Source organism: Moorena sp. SIO3A2 (assembly GCF_010672265.1).
Lineage (GTDB): Bacteria > Cyanobacteriota > Cyanobacteriia > Cyanobacteriales > Coleofasciculaceae > Moorena > Moorena producens.
The window spans coordinates 511,495-530,203 of record NZ_JAAHHC010000007.1 but is presented as its reverse complement, the minus strand read 5'-3'; the positions used below and the strand labels follow the sequence as shown (position 1 = coordinate 530,203).

Annotated in this window: 16 protein-coding genes and 1 tRNA gene; 9 read left to right on the top strand and 8 right to left on the bottom strand. The window is 43.4% G+C overall.

The genetic code is table 11. From position 1 onward, the window contains the following. A partial coding sequence (locus F6K64_RS11865; protein ID WP_287265468.1) for a transposase occupies positions 1-198 on the top strand: 198 nt, incomplete at its 5' end. A 201-nt stretch (positions 199-399) separates the two neighbouring features. Next, positions 400-579: a hypothetical protein gene (locus F6K64_RS11860; protein WP_131827036.1), complete on the top strand. Its 180-nt coding sequence runs from the start codon at positions 400-402 to the stop codon at positions 577-579. Positions 580-591: 12 nt separating this feature from the next. Here F6K64_RS11860 and F6K64_RS11855 read toward each other — a convergent pair whose 3' ends face one another. The 3 genes from F6K64_RS11855 to F6K64_RS11845 all read right to left on the bottom strand — a co-directional run bounded on the left by F6K64_RS11855 (position 592) and on the right by F6K64_RS11845 (position 3,879). Continuing rightward, positions 592-1,023 (bottom strand): NUDIX domain-containing protein, encoded by a 432-nt coding sequence (locus tag F6K64_RS11855; RefSeq protein ID WP_044493200.1) that lies wholly within the window; start codon positions 1,021-1,023, stop codon positions 592-594. Positions 1,024-1,432: 409 nt separating this feature from the next. Then, positions 1,433-1,504, bottom strand: a tRNA-Asn gene (locus tag F6K64_RS11850). A 203-nt stretch (positions 1,505-1,707) separates the two neighbouring features. After that, positions 1,708-3,879 carry a serine/threonine-protein kinase gene (locus tag F6K64_RS11845; RefSeq protein WP_161603165.1) on the bottom strand — a complete coding sequence of 724 codons (2,172 nt, stop codon included), beginning with the start codon at positions 3,877-3,879 and terminating at the stop codon, positions 1,708-1,710. A gap of 417 nt (positions 3,880-4,296) precedes the next feature. Here F6K64_RS11845 and F6K64_RS11840 point away from each other — a divergent pair, with 417 nt between their 5' ends. Continuing rightward, positions 4,297-5,565, top strand: a complete 1,269-nt coding sequence (locus F6K64_RS11840) for a serine/threonine-protein kinase (protein ID WP_008184304.1) — start codon at positions 4,297-4,299, stop codon at positions 5,563-5,565. A gap of 154 nt (positions 5,566-5,719) precedes the next feature. Here F6K64_RS11840 and F6K64_RS11835 read toward each other — a convergent pair whose 3' ends face one another. Continuing rightward, positions 5,720-7,063, bottom strand: coding sequence for a lamin tail domain-containing protein (locus F6K64_RS11835; RefSeq protein WP_008184302.1), 1,344 nt, complete (start codon positions 7,061-7,063; stop codon positions 5,720-5,722). Positions 7,064-8,013: 950 nt separating this feature from the next. Here F6K64_RS11835 and F6K64_RS11830 point away from each other — a divergent pair. Further along, positions 8,014-8,430 carry a helix-turn-helix domain-containing protein gene (locus tag F6K64_RS11830; RefSeq protein ID WP_008177630.1) on the top strand — a complete coding sequence of 139 codons (417 nt, stop codon included), beginning with the start codon at positions 8,014-8,016 and terminating at the stop codon, positions 8,428-8,430. A gap of 478 nt (positions 8,431-8,908) precedes the next feature. On the opposite strand, the gene F6K64_RS11825 is transcribed toward F6K64_RS11830, so the two are convergent. Beyond that, the gene (locus F6K64_RS11825) at positions 8,909-9,184 is read right to left on the bottom strand and encodes an HNH endonuclease (RefSeq protein WP_008177627.1); all 276 of its coding nucleotides are present in this window, start codon (positions 9,182-9,184) and stop codon (positions 8,909-8,911) included. Positions 9,185-9,380: 196 nt separating this feature from the next. Between F6K64_RS11825 and F6K64_RS11820 the strand changes: the two genes are divergently transcribed. The 3 genes from F6K64_RS11820 (at position 9,381) to F6K64_RS11810 (ending at position 12,996) form a co-directional block, all read left to right on the top strand. Beyond that, entirely contained in the window at positions 9,381-10,292 is a 912-nt protein-coding gene (locus F6K64_RS11820; RefSeq protein WP_008177625.1) for a sialate O-acetylesterase, read from the top strand. Positions 10,293-10,340: 48 nt separating this feature from the next. Then, entirely contained in the window at positions 10,341-11,252 is a 912-nt protein-coding gene (locus F6K64_RS11815; protein WP_008177623.1) for a sialate O-acetylesterase, read from the top strand. Positions 11,253-11,313: 61 nt separating this feature from the next. After that, positions 11,314-12,996, top strand: a complete 1,683-nt coding sequence (locus tag F6K64_RS11810) for a trypsin-like peptidase domain-containing protein (protein ID WP_008177620.1) — start codon at positions 11,314-11,316, stop codon at positions 12,994-12,996. Between the two features lie 399 nt (positions 12,997-13,395). On the opposite strand, the gene F6K64_RS11805 is transcribed toward F6K64_RS11810, so the two are convergent. After that, positions 13,396-14,958, bottom strand: a complete 1,563-nt coding sequence (locus F6K64_RS11805) for a pentapeptide repeat-containing protein (RefSeq protein WP_008177617.1) — start codon at positions 14,956-14,958, stop codon at positions 13,396-13,398. A gap of 58 nt (positions 14,959-15,016) precedes the next feature. On the opposite strand from F6K64_RS11805, the gene F6K64_RS11800 reads away from it, so the two are divergent. After that, positions 15,017-15,856, top strand: coding sequence for a prephenate/arogenate dehydrogenase (locus F6K64_RS11800; RefSeq protein ID WP_008177615.1), 840 nt, complete (start codon positions 15,017-15,019; stop codon positions 15,854-15,856). Between the two features lie 271 nt (positions 15,857-16,127). Here F6K64_RS11800 and F6K64_RS11795 read toward each other — a convergent pair whose 3' ends face one another. Beyond that, complete coding sequence (locus tag F6K64_RS11795) at positions 16,128-17,405, bottom strand: BaiN/RdsA family NAD(P)/FAD-dependent oxidoreductase (protein ID WP_008177613.1); 1,278 nt, start codon at positions 17,403-17,405, stop codon at positions 16,128-16,130. On the opposite strand from F6K64_RS11795, the gene F6K64_RS38860 reads away from it, so the two are divergent. Next, positions 17,393-17,620 carry a hypothetical protein gene (locus F6K64_RS38860; RefSeq protein ID WP_071986764.1) on the top strand — a complete coding sequence of 76 codons (228 nt, stop codon included), beginning with the start codon at positions 17,393-17,395 and terminating at the stop codon, positions 17,618-17,620. The genes F6K64_RS11795 and F6K64_RS38860 overlap by 13 nt on opposite strands. Here F6K64_RS38860 and F6K64_RS11790 read toward each other — a convergent pair. Next, a complete protein-coding gene (locus F6K64_RS11790) occupies positions 17,592-18,584 on the bottom strand; it encodes a vitamin K epoxide reductase family protein (RefSeq protein WP_008177610.1) in 993 nt (330 codons plus the stop codon). The genes F6K64_RS38860 and F6K64_RS11790 overlap by 29 nt on opposite strands. Positions 18,585-18,709: the final 125 nt, after the last annotated feature.

Below are 18,709 nucleotides of genomic sequence, written 5' to 3'. Positions count from 1 at the left end.
TATCTTCCCGAGTATAGTCCTGATTATAACTTAATTGAATTGGTTTGGCATTCAGCAAAAGAATATATTGCCAATCGAGTTTTCAAATCAATTGAAGAATTAGAATGTTTGTTAAATCATCTTTTAAATGAAGGAGGGTTAATTATAAAATGGGTACGAAAAATAAAAAACAAAGGCAATGCTGTTATCACAGTTTAAATGCGCAACAGCTTAGCAGCATTAGGAAAAACCGATTTGTTTAGAACTCATGAAGTTCCTAAGATTAAAGCGGTTTTAGATACTCTTAGTTTATTTTAAATATTGGTTTTTATGTAACATTTTTTTTAAATTATTTGATTTTTAATTGTTAAAATATTACTATATTATATAATTTATAATATATAGAAATTCTATTCACGAGTGAGCTACAAATTTCCGGGTTTTAGGAAACAGCGGATCACCGGAACAGCGGATCGGGTAGCTAAGGCCGTGAGCCACGCTTTAGGCTTTGCCGACGCTGCGCGTTCGCGTTTGGCCTACGGCCAAACGCGAACGGAGCAGGGAATAGGTAATAAGAAAAAAAATCTCTGTACCTCATAGCTATGAGAAAAGTTATATATCATAGTGATTATAAATTTTATTTTCCAGATACTCCTCAATTAACAGGCGAGTGTAGCTATTGAGAGGATACTCCAGAGCTTTTTGGGGAGTCACCCATACCCATTGCTCAATTTCTTCGTTGGGAGTGATGGTTTCTCTGGCAGAAAAGGCATAGTAATTAACCATGATGAAATGGGCTTCTCGCACAAACTGTGAGTCCAACACTGCTTCCTGTAGCAACCCAAAGCGTACCTGAGTTAAATCTAGACCAACTTCTTCCCGAAACTCTCTGAGCAGTGCCTCTTCGAGGGTTTCACCCCATTCTACTTTACCTCCTGGTACACCCCATTGACCCCGCCATTTAGTGGTTTTCACAATCAAAATTCGTCCACTTGTAGTTAAGGCAAGTGCCCCTACCGTAGTCAAAGGAAACTGCCCCTGCACAGATAGCCCTCCATTTATGATTTTCTTTGGAATCCCATTGCTTAGCTTGTTTTGTCGAATTTTTTGTTCACAGACCTACTTGGCATAGGTGAGCGCAGTTTTCAATCTTTAAGGATCACCATCTGATATCACCAATCACTAATCGTGATTTCTGGGCTAGTGGCCAGTAAATCACGATTATGTCAATTTCAGGGATCAGGTCGAAGCTATTTCCTGTATAAAACTTGATTGTCCCAATAATCTACCATGCCCAAACGCGCTTATCGTCCGGTTGAGCAACAATGAACCACCCCTTAGTGAAAAATCTTGTATCCACTGGCAAGGCATTTCAGGGGAAGTCTGATACGCTAACTCTCTAGACCTTGAATAACTTCCAGGCTATCAGGAGGTGTTATATTGAAAATTTAAACTCCCCAGGCAAGATTCGAACTTGCGACCAATCGGTTAACAGCCGACCGCTCTACCGCTGAGCTACTGAGGATTGCCAAACAATTGCTCTTCACATCTACTGATTATAATCATAAAGTACAAAGTCTGGCAAGTACTTTCGCAAATTTTTTTGAAATCACTGTTGTGTCGGGAGTTTTGAGTACAGGTTACAGTCAACAATAAATAGTTAACAATAATCAGTCCAGTAAATATAAGCCAGTCGGTAGTCAACAGTCAGTAGTCAGCAATAATATCCTAATGGTTGACTTCTTGCCACTGTAACCCATGCTTGAGTGGGGAACGGCTTGATTCAACGTTGACGTTGAGCAACGGTTTTTGGTTAACCCCTGATTGCCTTTGTTTTTCTAACACTGCTCTAGCTAATGCAGCTTGTCGTTCCACTTCTTCCTTTAAATGCTGCTTACGGGAATACTCAGCTATCTTGATTCTCGCTTTCTGGTAGGTGGGGGTTTCTTTAGGGATTTGAGACAAATACACTAGCGCTTTAATAAAGTTACCCTGTCCTCCTTGTTCATAGGCTTCTTGTAACAAGTACTCTGCTCGAATCTGTTGCTTTTGCTGATATTCCTTCAGCTTTGGTTGGACTTTAGCACCGGTGCGGGTTTCTGGATGGATTTGTTCGAGTAGTGCGATCGCATTGGTAAACTCTTGGGCTAATGCTTGTTTGTAGGCTTGCTTTAATAACCCTTGGGCTTCTGCCTCAAGGCGAGGTTTTGCCTTCTTGACTAATGGCTCCATCTTCTTTTGCCAAAAGCCAATTGAGGGCATTTTATCGTATCCCTCAAGCACATCTGACCATCTTCCTTGATCAAAGGCTTGCTCTGTAGCCTTAAACAGAGCTTCAGCACTTTGCCATTGTTGCTGCCACTGTTGAACCGTATTTAGGGATTGTTCATAGATCAGGCTATCGCTAGGAATCGATTCTGCTAGTGCGATCGCTTCCTCCAAATCACCGGCTTGATAGTGTTTGATTGCCTTTTGTAGAATATCAAATTCAGAACGAGACGCAGAAGCATTCAGTAAAGCATAAAGTCCGATTAAAATGGCTATAGCATTGGAGCTTGCTGCTCCCACTCCGATTCCTTTCAGTAAAGGTGGCAATTTTGGCCAGCTATACAGGGCGAATTCACGGACATACACTTTCCAATCTAATGGCGGCTCATCAGTGCTAAGTGCTAAGTTATTATTAATATTTTTTGATTCTTTAGTGTTATTTATTGATTCGTTATTACTACTTTTTGATTCTTGAATAATAAATTTTGATTCGTTATTACTACTTTTTGAGTGTTTTTCCAGGAGTGTTTTCTGCTCATTTTTGACTCCTGAGTCAGACAATGGCGTTGCCTGTTTTAATTGTTGTGAGCTAGACTCCCTAGTCAGTGCTGAGTGTTCAATGGTAACCATTGAGTCAGACTGAGTATCTAGCACGTTTAATTCAAGAGTGTCATTGTCACTAAACTTGATACTGAGTGGTGAGTGCTCCGTTATCAGTTCTGAGTCAGACTTAGCAATAGATACTTTTAACTCAGGACTTTGAGTACACATCAGTGTCTTAAGTACGATTAAGGCATCAGTTGCTGACTGATAGCGTGCTTCGCTGTTGTAAGACACCATATGGTTGAGTACAAACGCCATTTTATCGCTAACCGATACATGTTTTCGCCAATCAATCTCACCAGTCTCAGGGTCAGCCAATTGCATTGGGGTCATGCCTGTGAGGGCGTGAATCGCAATCATTCCTAGGGAATAAATGTCACTGTTAGGAAAGGATTGACCAGCAAGTTGCTCTGGGGGTATGTAGGCGAAGGGACGAATTGTGCTGGATGGATCAGACGATGGGATCTTGGTCAGATGGAGTTTGATTGACTTTGAATTAATCAGCTCAGCAGCACCAAAGTCAATCAAAACTAGCCTACGGTCTGACCCTCGTCTGATTAGGTTATTGGGTTTGAGGTCCCTATGAATTATCCCTTGGCGGTGAATAAATTCTAGGATGCCTAAAACATCTTGTAATAGTTCAATGCACTGGTTTTCCCTAAAGCGTTTATTACTGTTTTGGCTGATCGGCAGTTCAGTACTAAGAGTTTCTCCGATAATTAACTTTTGAACTAAGTAAAATCCGTGGTGATCTTCAAAATAATCAACTAGACGAGGAATTTGGTTATGGCTACCCAGTTTGATCAAGGTTTGAGCTTCATTGAGCCAGAGACGCTTAAGAAATTGCCATTTTTGAGGATCATCGCTTTTGGGCTGAAGATACTTAATCACATAGCGGGGATGGCCCTGTTGTCTGGTATCCTCTGCGATATAGGTTTTGCCAAATGCCCCAGCACTTAGAGATTCAATGATTTTATAACGCCCATTTAGGAGCTTTCCCCATAGGGAATGATTTGGATTAATTTTCAAAGAATTTTTTCCTACCAGAATCACTTCTATTTAGTTTTTTTCAAGAAACCAACAGTGTTTCCGGAATTAGTGGTTTACAGAAGTAATTGGATTTGCTGTAGTGTCACCCGGTAGGAAATCGGATGTAAGCAATCAGCTATATTAAATCAGCTATATTAAATCATATATATTAAATCAGCTATCAGTGATCAGCCATTGTAATGATCGGCCTTACTCCCGTTGCGGGATGATCTGACAATTGTTGACAACCCCAAAGCTTCCACTCTTCACCCCTCTCCCCCCTCCCGATTTTGTCCTCATTTGCTACAACAGAAAGCAACTGGGTATAAAAACTATATGCCAGGATAGATATTAGATGTGTGTTCTTCGGTGGTCATCATATCCGCTTCTCAAACATGGAAAGTTGAAATTAGCACTATGAGCAAGGATCTAGACTTTAGCCCCCAGGGCTATGAAATTAAACAAGAGTTAGGACAAAATCACGCTGGGGGTAGAGTCACCTACCTGGCGACACAACTGGAGACTCAGCAAAATGTTGTGATTAAGCAGTTGCAGTTTTCCCAATTAGGCACTAGCTGGGCAGAATATGACACTTATGAACGAGAAATTAAACTCCTGCAGCAGCTCAATCATCCTAGCATTCCTCGCTATATCGATTCTTTTGACACTCCCACTGGATTTTGCTTAGTCCAAGAATATAAACCAGCACCTTCCCTCGCGGAAGATTACCACTGGACACCAGAAGAAGTTAAGCAAATTGCGATCGCTGTTTTGGAAGTCTTGGTTTACTTGCAACGGCGGCAACCTCCTGTGATTCATCGAGATATTAAACCAGAAAATATTTTGGTTGATAGACAGGGCAACTTGAAGGTGTATCTAGTAGATTTCGGTTTTGCCCGGATAGCAGGTGGGGATGTGACGCTTAGTAGCGTTGTTAAAGGTAGTGTAGGGTTTATGCCACCAGAGCAGATGTTTAATCGGCAATTGACCAAAGCATCTGATCTGTATAGCTTAGGGACAACCCTGATTTGCTTGCTGACAGGGACAAAATCTAGCGAAATCAACACCTTAGTTGATGATAATTATCGGATTAATTTCAAACCACTGTTGCCCAAGTTAAATCCTCAGTTTATTCATTGGCTCGACAAAATGGTGGCACCTAACCTCAAACATCGCTATCCCGATGCAGCAACTGCCCTAAAAGCCCTGAAGCCGATTGATGTAGTGAATGATGTCACTCCTCTAAAAACACTGTTGCGGGCTATACAACCAACAAAGGCAGTAGTAAAACTTGCCACCCTCAGCCTTGTGGCTGCTTCTTCATCGGCTATAACCTATGCCTGGCTCACCAGTCCAGCCAGACAGTTGCTAAGCAGTGGAGAATGCCCAGGCTGCAATCTCCCAAATATCAACCTACAGGATAAGAACCTCAAGCAAGCTAAGCTGGAGGGGGCGAATCTTAGTGGTGCCGACCTAGAGGGGGCTAACCTGTGGAGAGCTAACCTTAGGGGGGCTAACCTGTGGGGAGCTAACCTAGAGGGGGCTAACCTAAACGGTGCTCGCTTGCATGGTGCTAACCTGGGCGGGGCTAACCTCAAGGACGCTAACTTTGACATCAGGAGGGCTAAGCGCCAGGGCATTAACCTCAAGGGCGCAACTATGCCTGATGGCTCTGTACATAAGTAGTCCGATCCTGTCTGGTTGAATACTTATCATTCTGGGTTTTTCGTCAATTGAAAATCGATAATTGAAATTGAAATTGAAAATTAACAATTAACAATTAACAATTAACAATTATCGATGAACCTAAATAGTAAGTGATTAACCTGACTCGAGATGACTAATTAAATTGAAAGATGTGACCAGAACGAGCACGAGAGTATTTAACTGTTGCTATCTGGTTGGAGGAGCGATCGCGTACTGTGATCAATCCTGATTTATTGCTCAACTGCATTGAGGATTGAGTTAAACGGGTGATTGGGAAGCGCTTAACTTCTAAGGGCTGAAGAATCCCACTCAGGAGTTGGGGACGACCTAGTTTATCTGCCATCTCCCAGCCAGTGAGGTCAATGGCTTCACTGGTCACATTCTTCAACTCAACCCATTCGCTTCCGCCTTCATCGGAGCCTTCTGGATTAGGTAATGCGGCTACGATTATCACAGCACCATCATTCTTGATGATATCATCTACTGGCACAACTACTGGACGATCCATATCCGGTTCTTTTGTGCCATCCTTGCTCAGGAAGATGGGAAAGAAGGAACGAATAAACTCGCCACGGCTACCATTGGGATTGGTACTGCGGTAGAGGACTAAATCGTAAGTGGCATCATTGATAGTAATTCGACGCTTGTCACGAATTTTGCCATAGATACTTTCATAATAGGCAACGGTTGCGATCGCGATTTCACATTCAGGGCTTGGTCCAACAAAAAATCCCCCTTTCTTCTTGAACAATTTAGCAATAACATTGCCTCCCATATCAGTCACGTTTTGGTTCATTTGTAACGTGACAACGTTGGGATTATTCGGTCCTTCATTCCCTCGTAAGTCATACTTGTAGCCGAGAAAATTTACTCGCTGATTTTTTTCATCTAGGTAGAATTTTACCCATGAATGGTAACCAGAAATGGTGCCAAGAGTTTCTCGTTTATCTCCAGAGCGGATATTGTATTTTCCTTCCCCAACAAATACATGCTCAAAGCCAGAAGCGAAGTGAGTTGATTTGCCCTTGTAGTAATTGGTGTAGTGTTCAAACCAGATTCGCTGTAGCTTGATTCTAAATTGCTGCTCCGAAAGATTTTCACCTAACTCTTCGTTAATATAGTTTCGGGCAAGTTGGATCGGTTTGGTAGAGAGAATCAGAGAAATAAAATCTAATTGCTCATGTTCTTCTTCCTCAGGAGTAAATTCTGGGTCAAGAGAGCGGATGGCGTAGTTATCTAAGAGTTTAATGAAACTGCTATAGGTGCGGGTTTCATCGAACAATTTGTCTTCATTAACTTTATAGAATAAGGGTCGGGTAGCTAAGTCGATTTCACGTTGACCGCTAGCTTTGACCTGCTCATCTAATAGAATGTCAGCAGTTTCGTCTTCCCATTCTCCGGAGCTAGTGCGAGTGCTAACCGAGAATTGGTTTTCGTCACTTTCCCAAATTTGTTGATAAATATTGGTTTCGCTCATGTCTCTATTTTTTAAGTCAAATGATCTAAAGGTTGTTGAGGATATCTATGCCAAGTTGAATGATTGACGGTCAACGGTCAACGGTCAATAAATCTATCCTAGGCTCACTATTTTCAGGAGACAGTACCCTTGAGGGTACTTTTTTCTTGCTCCTGCGGGGTAGTTTCAAATCTGATTTGTAATTATACTCAAATCTTGCACCATTATCAATAAGCTTGGTTCATGTCGGGTGGGCAGTGCACCAGACAGATAATCAAGCTTGCAAAGCGCTTTGGTAGGCACTGCCCACCCTTGGTTCATGTCGGGTGGGCAGTGCACCAGACAGATAATCAAGCTTGCAAAGCGCTTTGGTAGGCACTGCCCACCCTACTGCTTGGTTCATGTCGGGTGGGCAGTGCACCAGACAGATAATCAAGCTTGCAAAGCGCTTTGGTAGGCACTGCCCACCCTACTGCCCACTACGATTAATGACTGAAGCAGGGGGTAGTTTCAAATCTGATTTGTAGTTATACCAATTCTGTAAATTACAGCTAGAGATCAATTTCGTCTCCCCATTTCCCCCATCTCCCCGCGCCCGATCCTGATTGAGATGGCGACAATGCAATAGTTTTACAACACCTACACCACCGATTAAACTCGCTTAACCCACTACACCCACTCCGGCTACTTTTTGTTACCACAATGCAATAGTTTTACAGCACCCACTAAACCCATTACTCCTATTTAGTCTACTACTCCTATTGCTAGCACTCCACCCATCCTTCCCCCGATACTCCTTAAGATGGCGACAATGCAATAGTTTCAAAGCGCCCACACCACATATTTAGCTCACTTAACCTACTCCACCCACTCCAGCTCCTTGCGAAAATGCAATAGTTTTTCTAATCCCTTGAATCTTCTCCAAAATGTGGTTATAATAATAGTATCGTTAAAGCAATGGTTATTGCCTCATGATGATTTCTACCGCACAAGCCGCTGAATTACTGGGTGTTTCTGCCACTCGGGTTCGTTTCCTTCTGGGCAAGGGCAGAGTCAAAGGAGCGTATAAGGTGGGTAGAACTTGGGTGATTCCTCTGTTTGATGGCATGCCAGTGGTCACCCCTGGCACTCGTGGACCAAAGCGGAATTGGTCAAAGCGTACAAATTACACGAAGGCTGTGATCCACGTTAATCAGAAAGTCATTCGCCAAAATCACAACACCGGGGAACGCAATCCAGTGATTACGGTAAAACGAGGCTCTAAAAACATTTACGGTCATACGGTAGAAGTCAATGGCCCTTGTCGGGTGATGTATCGCCCTGATAATCCGTTACATTGTGGCGCAAGGGTGTGGATTGAGACTATCTCGGATTTTCAAGTTATCTGAGCCAAGACTTTCACGGGGTGACAAGCAGCTTGAAAGCATGAACCAGCGAGGTTTGAATCACATCGACCAAGAGTAAAAAGCGATTTTTTTGATCATTTTCATAAAAATGGCAGGTATAGCATTTTTATTTGAGATGTAAACCTAAGAGGTATTTTTTTATCCAATAAAACTCCGTATATCTTTCCCCTCTTGCCTGCCCCCCTTACTAGATACCGTTGGCGAAATTAATATTTGTTTACACAAGGGTAGCAGATGGGTAACTTTAAGTTCATGCTCCCCCAGAATTGGGGGTTGGGGGGCTATAAAGACTGCTGTCTTCAGGCTGATATTTCTAAATGTTAAATTCGCCAGCAGTATCTTACTAAGGGGGGTTAGGGGGGATTCCTCTTGCCTTTTGCCTTTTTATGGAATACGTGTGTTTACAACCCAGATACAAACGCGCTTATGCGATTGACCTTTGGTCAAGCTACGCGAACGCTTAAGAACGATGAACCCTCACCCGCTTATCAGGCTTTTGCTTTCTGACCCAGGCTAAAAACTTCTGCATCTGAGGGTCATTTTTCAAAGCTTCACAGGTATTCAATTCCAGAGCTAAACGAGTATTTGGGAATAAAGCATGTATTTGTCGATGACAAGCAGGGCAAATAGTAATCGTTGGACCAGGTTTCATCTTTTTTCGCTTAGTGTTTTGTCTAGGAATCAAGTGATGAACTGTCAATCGCTCTACATCTCTTCCACAAAGTTCACAAGTCATTGATAATGATAGCAATTATTAGTTTGGTGAGCTCCAAAGTCTTAGGGAGTAGGGAGTAGGGAGTAGGGAGTAGGGAGTAGGGAGTAGTAAAGTCAGACTAGGGAACTTCGGAATAAGGAAAAAATCCTGTAGACCTCATTACTACGAGAACTGTAAAATCCTAAGTGTTTAACATCTCAAATAAAAATGCTATATCATGAAAGCTTGGTCAATAATTTCCTATCTAGTTATCGGTATACTTATCGGTGCTTTTTTAGGTATTATACTACAAAAGTCTGCTCAAGTAGACCAGTTGTTCAGACGCTACGGTATCCTCAGCACTTCTACCATTAAGGATAATCAAAGCAAACCAGTTCCTGCCAATTTTCAAGGCAATATCTCCTTATTTATTTTGGCAGGACAGTCGAATATGTCAGGAAGTGGTAAGCTGACACCTGCTAGTTCCATTACTCACCCCAGAGTTTTTGTCTTTGGAAACGATTACCGCTGGCATCTAGGCAAAGAACCGATTGATTCACCAAGTGGACAAGTTGATCACGTCTCGGAAGATAAGTCAGCTGGAGTCAGTCCAGGTATAGCATTTGCTACTGAATTGCTCAAATACGATCCTGAGCTGATTGTTGGTTTAATTCCCTGTGCTAAATGGGACACTACTATTCAACAGTGGCAAAAAAATCTAAGTGAAGATACTTTGTATGGCTCTTGCTTAAAGCGAGCCTATGCTGCTTCACCAATGGGAGAAATTCAAGGTTTACTATTCTTTCAGGGAGAAAGTGATGCCCTTAATCCTCAAGCCTACCCAAGTCGAAGATTCTTCCCTAATCAGTGGGCTGATAAATTTGTTAGGTTAGTAAAAGATTTCCGTCAAGACCTAGGGAAACCTGAGTTACCAGTAGTTTTTGCTCAAATTGGCACCACTACTGATCCAGAAAAGCTCCCGAACTGGGAAACCGTGAAAGCGCAACAGGAAACAGTCCAGTTACCAGCTACTGGGATGATTACCACAGATGACTTGGCTTTGCAAGACCATGTCCACTTGACAACGGAAAGTTATTTGATTCTTGGAAAAAGATTTGCTAAAGCGTTTTGGAAACTTACTGATCAGTGACATCATGTTTTGAATTTACTATTCGAGGATTATGGCATCAATTAATTAATGGAAACCTGGACAGTTATTTTCGTTCTAGCTATCGGTCTTTTTCTTGGTATTATTCTCCAGAAGTATTATCCAGTCGGTAAGTTGATCAGACGCTACGGTATTATTAGTCGCTTCTTAGTTAAGCGGAAATCTGAGTCTCGGGAAATCAATGTGATTCCACCAGATTTTCAAGGCAAGATGTCCCTGTTTATTTTGGCAGGACAGTCGAATATGTCCGGAACAGGTAAGCTAACACCTGCTAGTTCCGTTACTCACCCCAACGTTTTTGTCTTTGGAAACGATTACCGCTGGCATCTAGGCAAAGAACCGATTGATTCACCAAGTGGACAAGTTGATAAAGTCTCGGAAGATAAGTCAGCTGGGGTAGGTCCGGGGATGGCGTTTGCTACTGAATTATTGAAATACAATCCTGAGCTAATCATCGGTTTGATTCCTTGTGCCAAGTCTGGCACTGCCATTCAACAGTGGCAAAGAAGCCTGAGTGAGGATACCCTTTATGGCTCTTGCTTAAAGCGAGTAGGTGCTGCTTCTGTGATGGGAGAAATCACCGGTATACTTTTCTTTCAAGGGGAAAAAGATGCTCAAAAGCCTTCTCAAGACGATGAGATAACGTTTTTCCCCAATCAGTGGGCTGATAAATTTGTTACCTTGGTAAAAGATTTCCGTCAAGACTTAGGGAAACCTGAGTTACCAGTAGTTTTTGCTCAAATTGGCACCACTACTGATCCAGAAAAGCTCCCGAACTGGGAAACCGTGAAAGCGCAACAGGAAACAGTCCAGTTACCAGCTACGAGGATGATTACTACAGATGACTTGGCTTTGCAAGACTATGTCCACTTAACAACGGAAAGTTATTTGATTGTTGGAAAACGATTTGCTAAAGCATTTTGGAAACTTGTTCAAAGATAAAAGGGTATATCAAGACAGGGAAAACTAGAGGAGACGTAGCCATTGATTCCGGTCAAGCTTGATGAACATCTTATCTAAAACAGTTCCAGGGTTTTTAGTTCCAGGGTTTTTAATTGGGAGCATCGCCATCATTGCCGCAATTCCCACAGTGGTGATATCAACACCAGCTGCTAAAAATATTGCGCAACAGATTACTGTCCGGATTGATGGCCCAAAACAGGGAGGGAGTGGGATAATTGTTGAACGCCAAGCAAATATATATTATATCCTGACCAGTGCTCATGTGCTACAAAAAGCTGGCATCTACAGGATTCAAACCCCTGATGGCAATCGTTATCCTGTAGACTCCCGCTACATCAGACGGATGCCAGGGGTAGATTTAGCGATCTTACCTTTCACTAGCACCTCTAACTACCCAGTGGCTAGGTTAGGGAATTCCCAGCAAATCAGTGCAGGTCAAAGGGTTTATGTGGCTGGATGGCCCCGTTCTGGAGGTGCTTCTCAACAACGGCGGTTTATTAATAGCGAAGGACTGCTCACGGATGCTAGTTCTAAACTTCCTAGGGGATATGCTCTGAGTTATACCAATTTGGTGAGAATTGGGATGAGTGGTGGACCAGTATTAGACGATCAGGGGCGGGTAATTGGCATTAATGGTATGGTCAGATTAGTGGGCGATTCTGACACAATTGTGGCATCTGGGATTAGCATTGACACCTATTTAACCTGGCGCTCTCAGCTGAAACTGCCAACTCCTGTAAAGACTCCTCAAGTCGGTGTTTCTCCTACAGCTGCGTCTGCCAAGACCGGAACAGTTTTCTACAAGTTGACGAATACTCTCAAAGTAGGGACTGGCTCAGTGAGTTCTGTGGCGATTGGCACCGTTGCTCAAGGGAGATCAATACAAAAATCAGTACAAAAATTGATGGCCGCTAGTGGTCATAGTGATGGCACTATCTCCCTGTGGAATCTGTCCACTGGTCAATTAATTCGTACCTGGCGAGGTCACGGTGGTGCAGTGAATGCTGTGGCGATTAGTCCGGATGGTCAAACTTTAGTCAGTGGCGGTGATGACCGTATGATCAAGACCTGGAATCTTAACACGGGTAAACCTTTAAGTACCCTGACTGGACATCAAGATACAGTGGCGACTTTAGCCTTCAGTGGCGATAGCAAAACCTTAGTTAGTGGTAGCTGGGACAACACTATTAAGATTTGGCAGCTGCCTAAGGGTAAACTGTTGCATACCCTTACCGGACATTTAGGTTCGGTGAATTCTGTTGAAATCTCTCCTGATGGCAAAACCTTAGTCAGTGGTTCTCAAGATACAACTATTCGGCTGTGGAATCTAGCTACAGGTAAGTTAGTGCGTATCTTCAAGGGACATTCTCGATCGGTGTCGTCTGTAGCGATTAGTCTGGATGGGAAGACTTTAGCCAGTGGTGGAGGAGACGGCACGATTCGCTTGTGGAATCTTAACACTGGTAAATTGACTAGGACCTTGACGGGTCACACAGATGGGGTGTGGTCAGTAACGATGACTAGAGATGGAAGCACCCTGATTAGCGGTAGTTGGGATAAGACCATTAAGTTGTGGGATATGAGGAGCGCTCAGTTGAAAAGCACCTTAAATGGTCATTCGGGCTATGTTGTTGCTGTTGCTTTGAGCCAGGATGGTCAAACCCTAGTTAGTGGTGGTTGGGATCAGCAGATTAGAATTTGGAGCAAGCAAATATCTAATTAACCTGAGTTCAAGATAAGCGATTCGGCAAAGCCGACGCTTGGCCGTAGGCCACGCCAAAGGCGAACGCGAACGCACTCCTAAAGCAGTAATTGATAGCAAAGGGAACAGCGGATCTGGGAACAGGGAGCAGGGAGTAGGGAGTAGGGAGTAGGGAACAAAAATTATCACAATTCCTACACGGATTGCTAGATATCTGGTTAAAATTGGGTTCTGTTAATTGATAGGGTTGATCGCACTTATGAAGTAGAGTCTTTTTTGACGCTGATTCCCTTAAAACCCTCTTGACTATTGCCTATTGCCTATTGCCTATTGCCTTAAAAGGATAAGCAATGTCGCTCAAACGTTGCTGATAATTGCTATAAAAAATTGCTATAATAGATTTAGGTGTTGTCTACACCATTAACCGGTCAAATAATCCCAGGCTTTAATAAATTCAACAATTTGGCTCACTGGAGGCAGGGTTGATACTGGTCTTGATGGTGTTGTAGTGTCTTCAGATTGCTCGCTCCAGCTTGATTGATTCATCAGATACTTCCCAAAATCTTGATTAGAATAAATACTTAATGAGTAGTCTCTAGAGTTAGTAATAATTGTCTGAGTCGGAGCAATAAAAAAGTTAGCCGATGATTTAATTTCTGGTGCTAACTTAACGGTTTTAATTGGTTTAATCTGCTCAATAGCTTGGCAAATATTTGTAATTAATTTATTGATTTGCTGTTTGTTTTGATTACTTAAAGTGTATATTGATCGTGAGGGTAGGCTATTTAATAGGGTCACAATATTGCGATGAGTTTGACCTCCATCTTTGAAGGGGACAATGGCCAAGTAAGCGATAATGAATAAGTCAGCGTTGTTGCTCGTAAAGGTAATGGTTGTTCTGCGGACACCCACCTCAATGCTGGGCGGTTGATTGAGGACTTCAGAAACATTGGCTATCTGATTATAAATCGAGGCTAAAGCCAAATTCCCTTTGAGGTCTAATGGTGTATCAACGATAATCTTTACTGTTGGGAGGGTCTCGTTGAAAAAGGTTTTGGCAGCTTCGGAAGACAGATGGATAATTTGACTTTGATCACCATCGGGACTTAAGTCAACCCATTCACAGATCAGTCCTTCGGTTTTGAGACCAAACCGGGAAACAGCATATAGTTTTGCCCCAGTCAGGGTAGCACCAGTCAAATCCGCTCCAATCCAATTGGCTTTAATCAGCCTGGCCTTACTAAGATCAGCGTGTACTAAACTGGTATTAACTAAATTGGCATTGCTCAAATCAGCCCCAACTAAGGTAGCTCCACTTAATTTAGCGTTGCTCAGATCAGCCCAACTGAGGTTTGCTCCACTTAAATCAGCCCAGCGTAGATTTGCCCCACTGAGATCAGCTCCCCTAAAATTGGCACAGGTGAGATTTCCTTGTCTGATTTCAACCCCTTTGAGATTGCTACCACTGAAATCGGCTTTGTGCAGATTTGTTCCGTTTAAGTGCGCTCCCTTCAAATTGGCTTGACTAAGGGTTGCCCCCCCTAGATTGGCTTCATTGAAGGTAGCGCGGCTGAGATTGGCTTGTCTGAGGGTGGCTTCTCGTAAATCAGCACCAGAGAGGTTTGCCCCAGTTAGATTTGCTCCACTTAGGGAACCACGAACCATCTCAGCACGAATCAGTGATGCCTGAATCAGTTGGGCACCTCTTAAATCAGCCCGAATCAAATTTGCGACATTGAGCTTTGCTTGTGTTAACTTGGCTTTATAGAGATTGGCACCACTGAGTCTAGCAATGTTTAAGTTGGCTCGGCGGAGGTTTGTGCCGCTCAAGTTAGCACCACTTAAGTTAGTTATACTCAGGTTAGCTTCACTCAAGTCGGCACCACTAAGAGTAGCGCCGCTTAGGTTCAGTTCCGTAAGATCCGCAGCTGTAAAATCTCTTACCCCTGCTGCATATTGTTGGATAATTTCCCTGACATTCATTACAATCTAACAAAAATTAATATTTATCATGGCATAGGCTCAATCTGGGTGAGAGATAATGAAAATTGGTATTGTAGGACTGGGATTGATGGGTGGGTCCCTGGGATTGGACTTGAGAGCACAAGGTCATCAGGTCTTGGGAGTCTCTCGTCAACCAAAAACCTGTCGATTCGCACTTGATCACGGCATTGTTGATGATGCGAGTATTGACTTAAGTATCCTAGCCACAGCAGAGGTTGTGTTTATTTGCACCCCAATAGCCGCGATCGCCTCTACTGTCAAGCATTTAGTCAACTATCTTTACAAGGATACCGTAATCACTGATATTGGTTCGGTCAAAATGCCAGTGGTTAGAGAAATAGCTCCCCTGTGGGAAAATTTTGTAGGTGGTCATCCGATGTCAGGAAGGGAATACAGTGGTGTGGAAGCTGCGGTGTCGAATCTATTTGTAGGAAACCCTTATGTACTGACCCCGATTGAGACAACACCACAACCAGCACTTGAGAAGGTGGAGGAGATTGTGCGATCGCTTAAGTCATTGGTTTACATCACAAGCCCGGAAAACCATGACCAAGCGGTAGCATGGATTTCTCATCTACCGGTGATGGTGAGTGGGAGTTTGATTGATGCTTGTATGCAGGAGACTGACCCAGTGGTTTTGAGGTTAGCCCAACAGTTAGCTAGTTCTGGTTTTCGTGATACTAGCCGTGTGGGGGGTGGTAATCCAGAACTGCGAGTAATGATGGCTCGTTACAATCAGGAGTCGATAATGCGTACGCTTGTAGGGTATCGCGATCGCCTTGACCAGATAATTGAGGTGATTGAACAGGAAGATTGGTCGAGTCTGGAAACAATCTTTGAAACTACTCACGTAGCGCGGAAAAAATTTGTTTCCTGAGTTTGTTTAGTTTGTTATTGAGGTAATTAAAAAGCGATCGCACCAACAATAACCTCAGTGGTTGAGTTCTGGGAGAAGGAATGGAGATATTTTGACTGCTATGTTATATTTATCCGTGGTAATAATAACATAGAAATACAGAAGTTCAGAATTTGGAAGAACGCTGATTAAGGTTAGCTCTCACATTACAAAACATTAGTGGTGGTTTGCGTATGCTCTCTAAATTTAGTGATACCGCAAATCAATTAACTGTTGTACAAACTTTTCGTTCCTAACTATTTCCAATCCCTTGACCTCCCAACCAACCCGTTGTCCAAGCACTCTGAAAATTAAATCCCCCGGTAATTCCATCAATATCGAGAATTTCCCCAGCAAAGTAAAGACCTGGACATTGGCGGCTTTCCATAGTCTTGAAATTAACCTGTTTGAGACTAACACCACCACAAGTAACAAACTCTTCCTTAAAAACTCCTTTACCTTGAATCAAATAGCGTCCTTGAGTCAGTTCTTGAACTAACTGATGTACGGTTTTTTTCGATAACTCAGCCCAACGGTTTTGTGCTCCCACTCCCACACTAGTCACTAAGCTCACCCAAAGGCGCTTTGGGATAGGAATAGGACAACTAGTAGTAATGAAGCGTCGAGGTAACTGGGATTTAACATCGAGGAGTAATTTACGCAATCGGTCTGGGTTGTAATCAGGAAGCCAATTGACCAACAACGGCATTTGATAATGGTGTTCGTGCAACACTCTCGCCCCCCAAGCAGAAAGCTTGAGTACCGCTGGACCACTTAAACCCCAGTGGGTAATTAGCAATGGTCCCGTTTGTTCCTTCAAAGTTTTACCAGCATCGGGTAATTTGAGGCAGACCTGTTTAACACTCACCCCAGCTAAATCCTGTAAACGAGAGTCTGGGATATTAAAGGTGAATAGAGAAGGAACCGGGGTTTCGATGGTATGACCTAAGGCTTTTGCCCAACGGTAGCCTAGGGGATTGCTACCAGTAGCAATCAAAACGCGATCGCATTTTATAGTCTCACCATTCCTCAACCCAATTTCAAATCCTCCTGGGGTCTGGTGTGGGGTGTCAGGAGTCGGGTGTTGGGAAGATTGCCGAGAGATCCACTTAACGGGATTACTAGTGCGAATCGTCACCCCTGCCCTCTTAGCCACTTGTAAGAGACAATCAACAATAGTTTCAGAACTATCAGTAATCGGAAACATCCTGCCATCCGTCTCAGTTTTCAGCTCAACACCGTGAGCCCCAAACCAAGCAATGGTATCCTTCGGTTGAAAGCGAGTGTAAGCTCCTCGCAATGCTTTGCTTCCCCTCGGGTAAGCTTGCACCAACTGGGCTGGGTCAAAGCAAGCATGAGTAACATTACAGCGTCCACCACCAGAGATGCGCACCTTCGATAATGGATGGCGTGAGGCTTCTAGCAGAGTGACATTGGTATGGGGATGAGTCGTTGCACAGGTAATTGCCCCAAAAAAACCAGCGGCTCCACCACCAATGACTACGACATTGAGATTTTGTGAATTATCCAAGGGAATCGGGAATCGGGAATCGGGAATCGGGAATCGGGAATCGGGAATCGGGAATTGGAAACAGGGAAAAAATCTGGTTTACCTTATTACTATCAGAACCGATAATTACCCTTAATCAAAATCTCCCCATCTCCCCATCTCCCCATTTCCCCATACTTCCATCTCTTTACCTTTTGCCTTCAAATCCTAGGATCGTCCTGGCAAATAGTACTTAAAGTCCCTTGAGCCTTGATAGTCAGTGACATTAGCCAATTCTTCTAGAGTTTGGACACCAGGGAGTAATTCGCCATTAATTTGCCAAGTAGGATAGGATTGAATTCCAGCAGCGATACAGGCTTCTGTCTGAGCATTTTTGCCATCACGAGCACACTCTATATAATCTATTTGAGAGAATGCCTGTTTTCCAAACAGTTGCTTCTGCTCATAGCAGTGTGGACACCAGTAAGCTCCGTATTTCTTAGCACCAACCTCAGTCAAATGACGCGCCAGATCAATTTCTGATTGACCAGAGGTTGTGGTAACTTTCCAGCCACCAATAGCTGCGTTTGGCGCACCAGAGGCTGTGGGAATTGGACCACCATTGTCTGCTGATGTGGCCACGGATTCTCCAACATTAGCATAAACTCCTAAGGTACCCACCAAGGTGATCATGCCCACGATCATACCGATAAAGAAAATTTGACCAATATCTTCCCAACTGCGACCCACAAGGGTTAGGACTAGCAGGCTAATGGCAAATAATGCTGAACTGATGCAGTATAGACATACTGCTTGGATCTCAAACGCTAGCAAGTACATCAAGTAGCTACTGAAAACTGTCATAGCTGCTGCACCTGCCAACAGCAATAACCAAGTCCAATTTTCTAGTTTTGAGCGAAGTCCCTTCTTTGGGTCTCCCTTGACTAACAACGGAGCCAAGGCAAATGTAGCCATACTGGTGTATGCCAGGAAGCCAAACAAGGTTAGTGGCTGACCAAATATACTAGCATAAGGGCTGGAAAGGACATCATTACAGCTAGAAGCATTACCTGCACCCGCGCTGCAAACTGCAGTACCACCTGTCAGTTTAACCACAGTCAGATAAGCAGTTAACAGGGCACCCACGACAGCGATCGCAGCAATCAGCTGACGGGACCAACGATAAATCCAGGGGGCAGAACGCCTGCGACTCACACTCATAATCTAGATAATTAGGAATAGGGGTTGCTTGAAAGTTCTAACTACTACGTTATCAAGTCAAACAACCAATAGACAGAAACCAAGGTGAGATACTGTTGATGCTCAACCTTGAACCTACCCTAGGG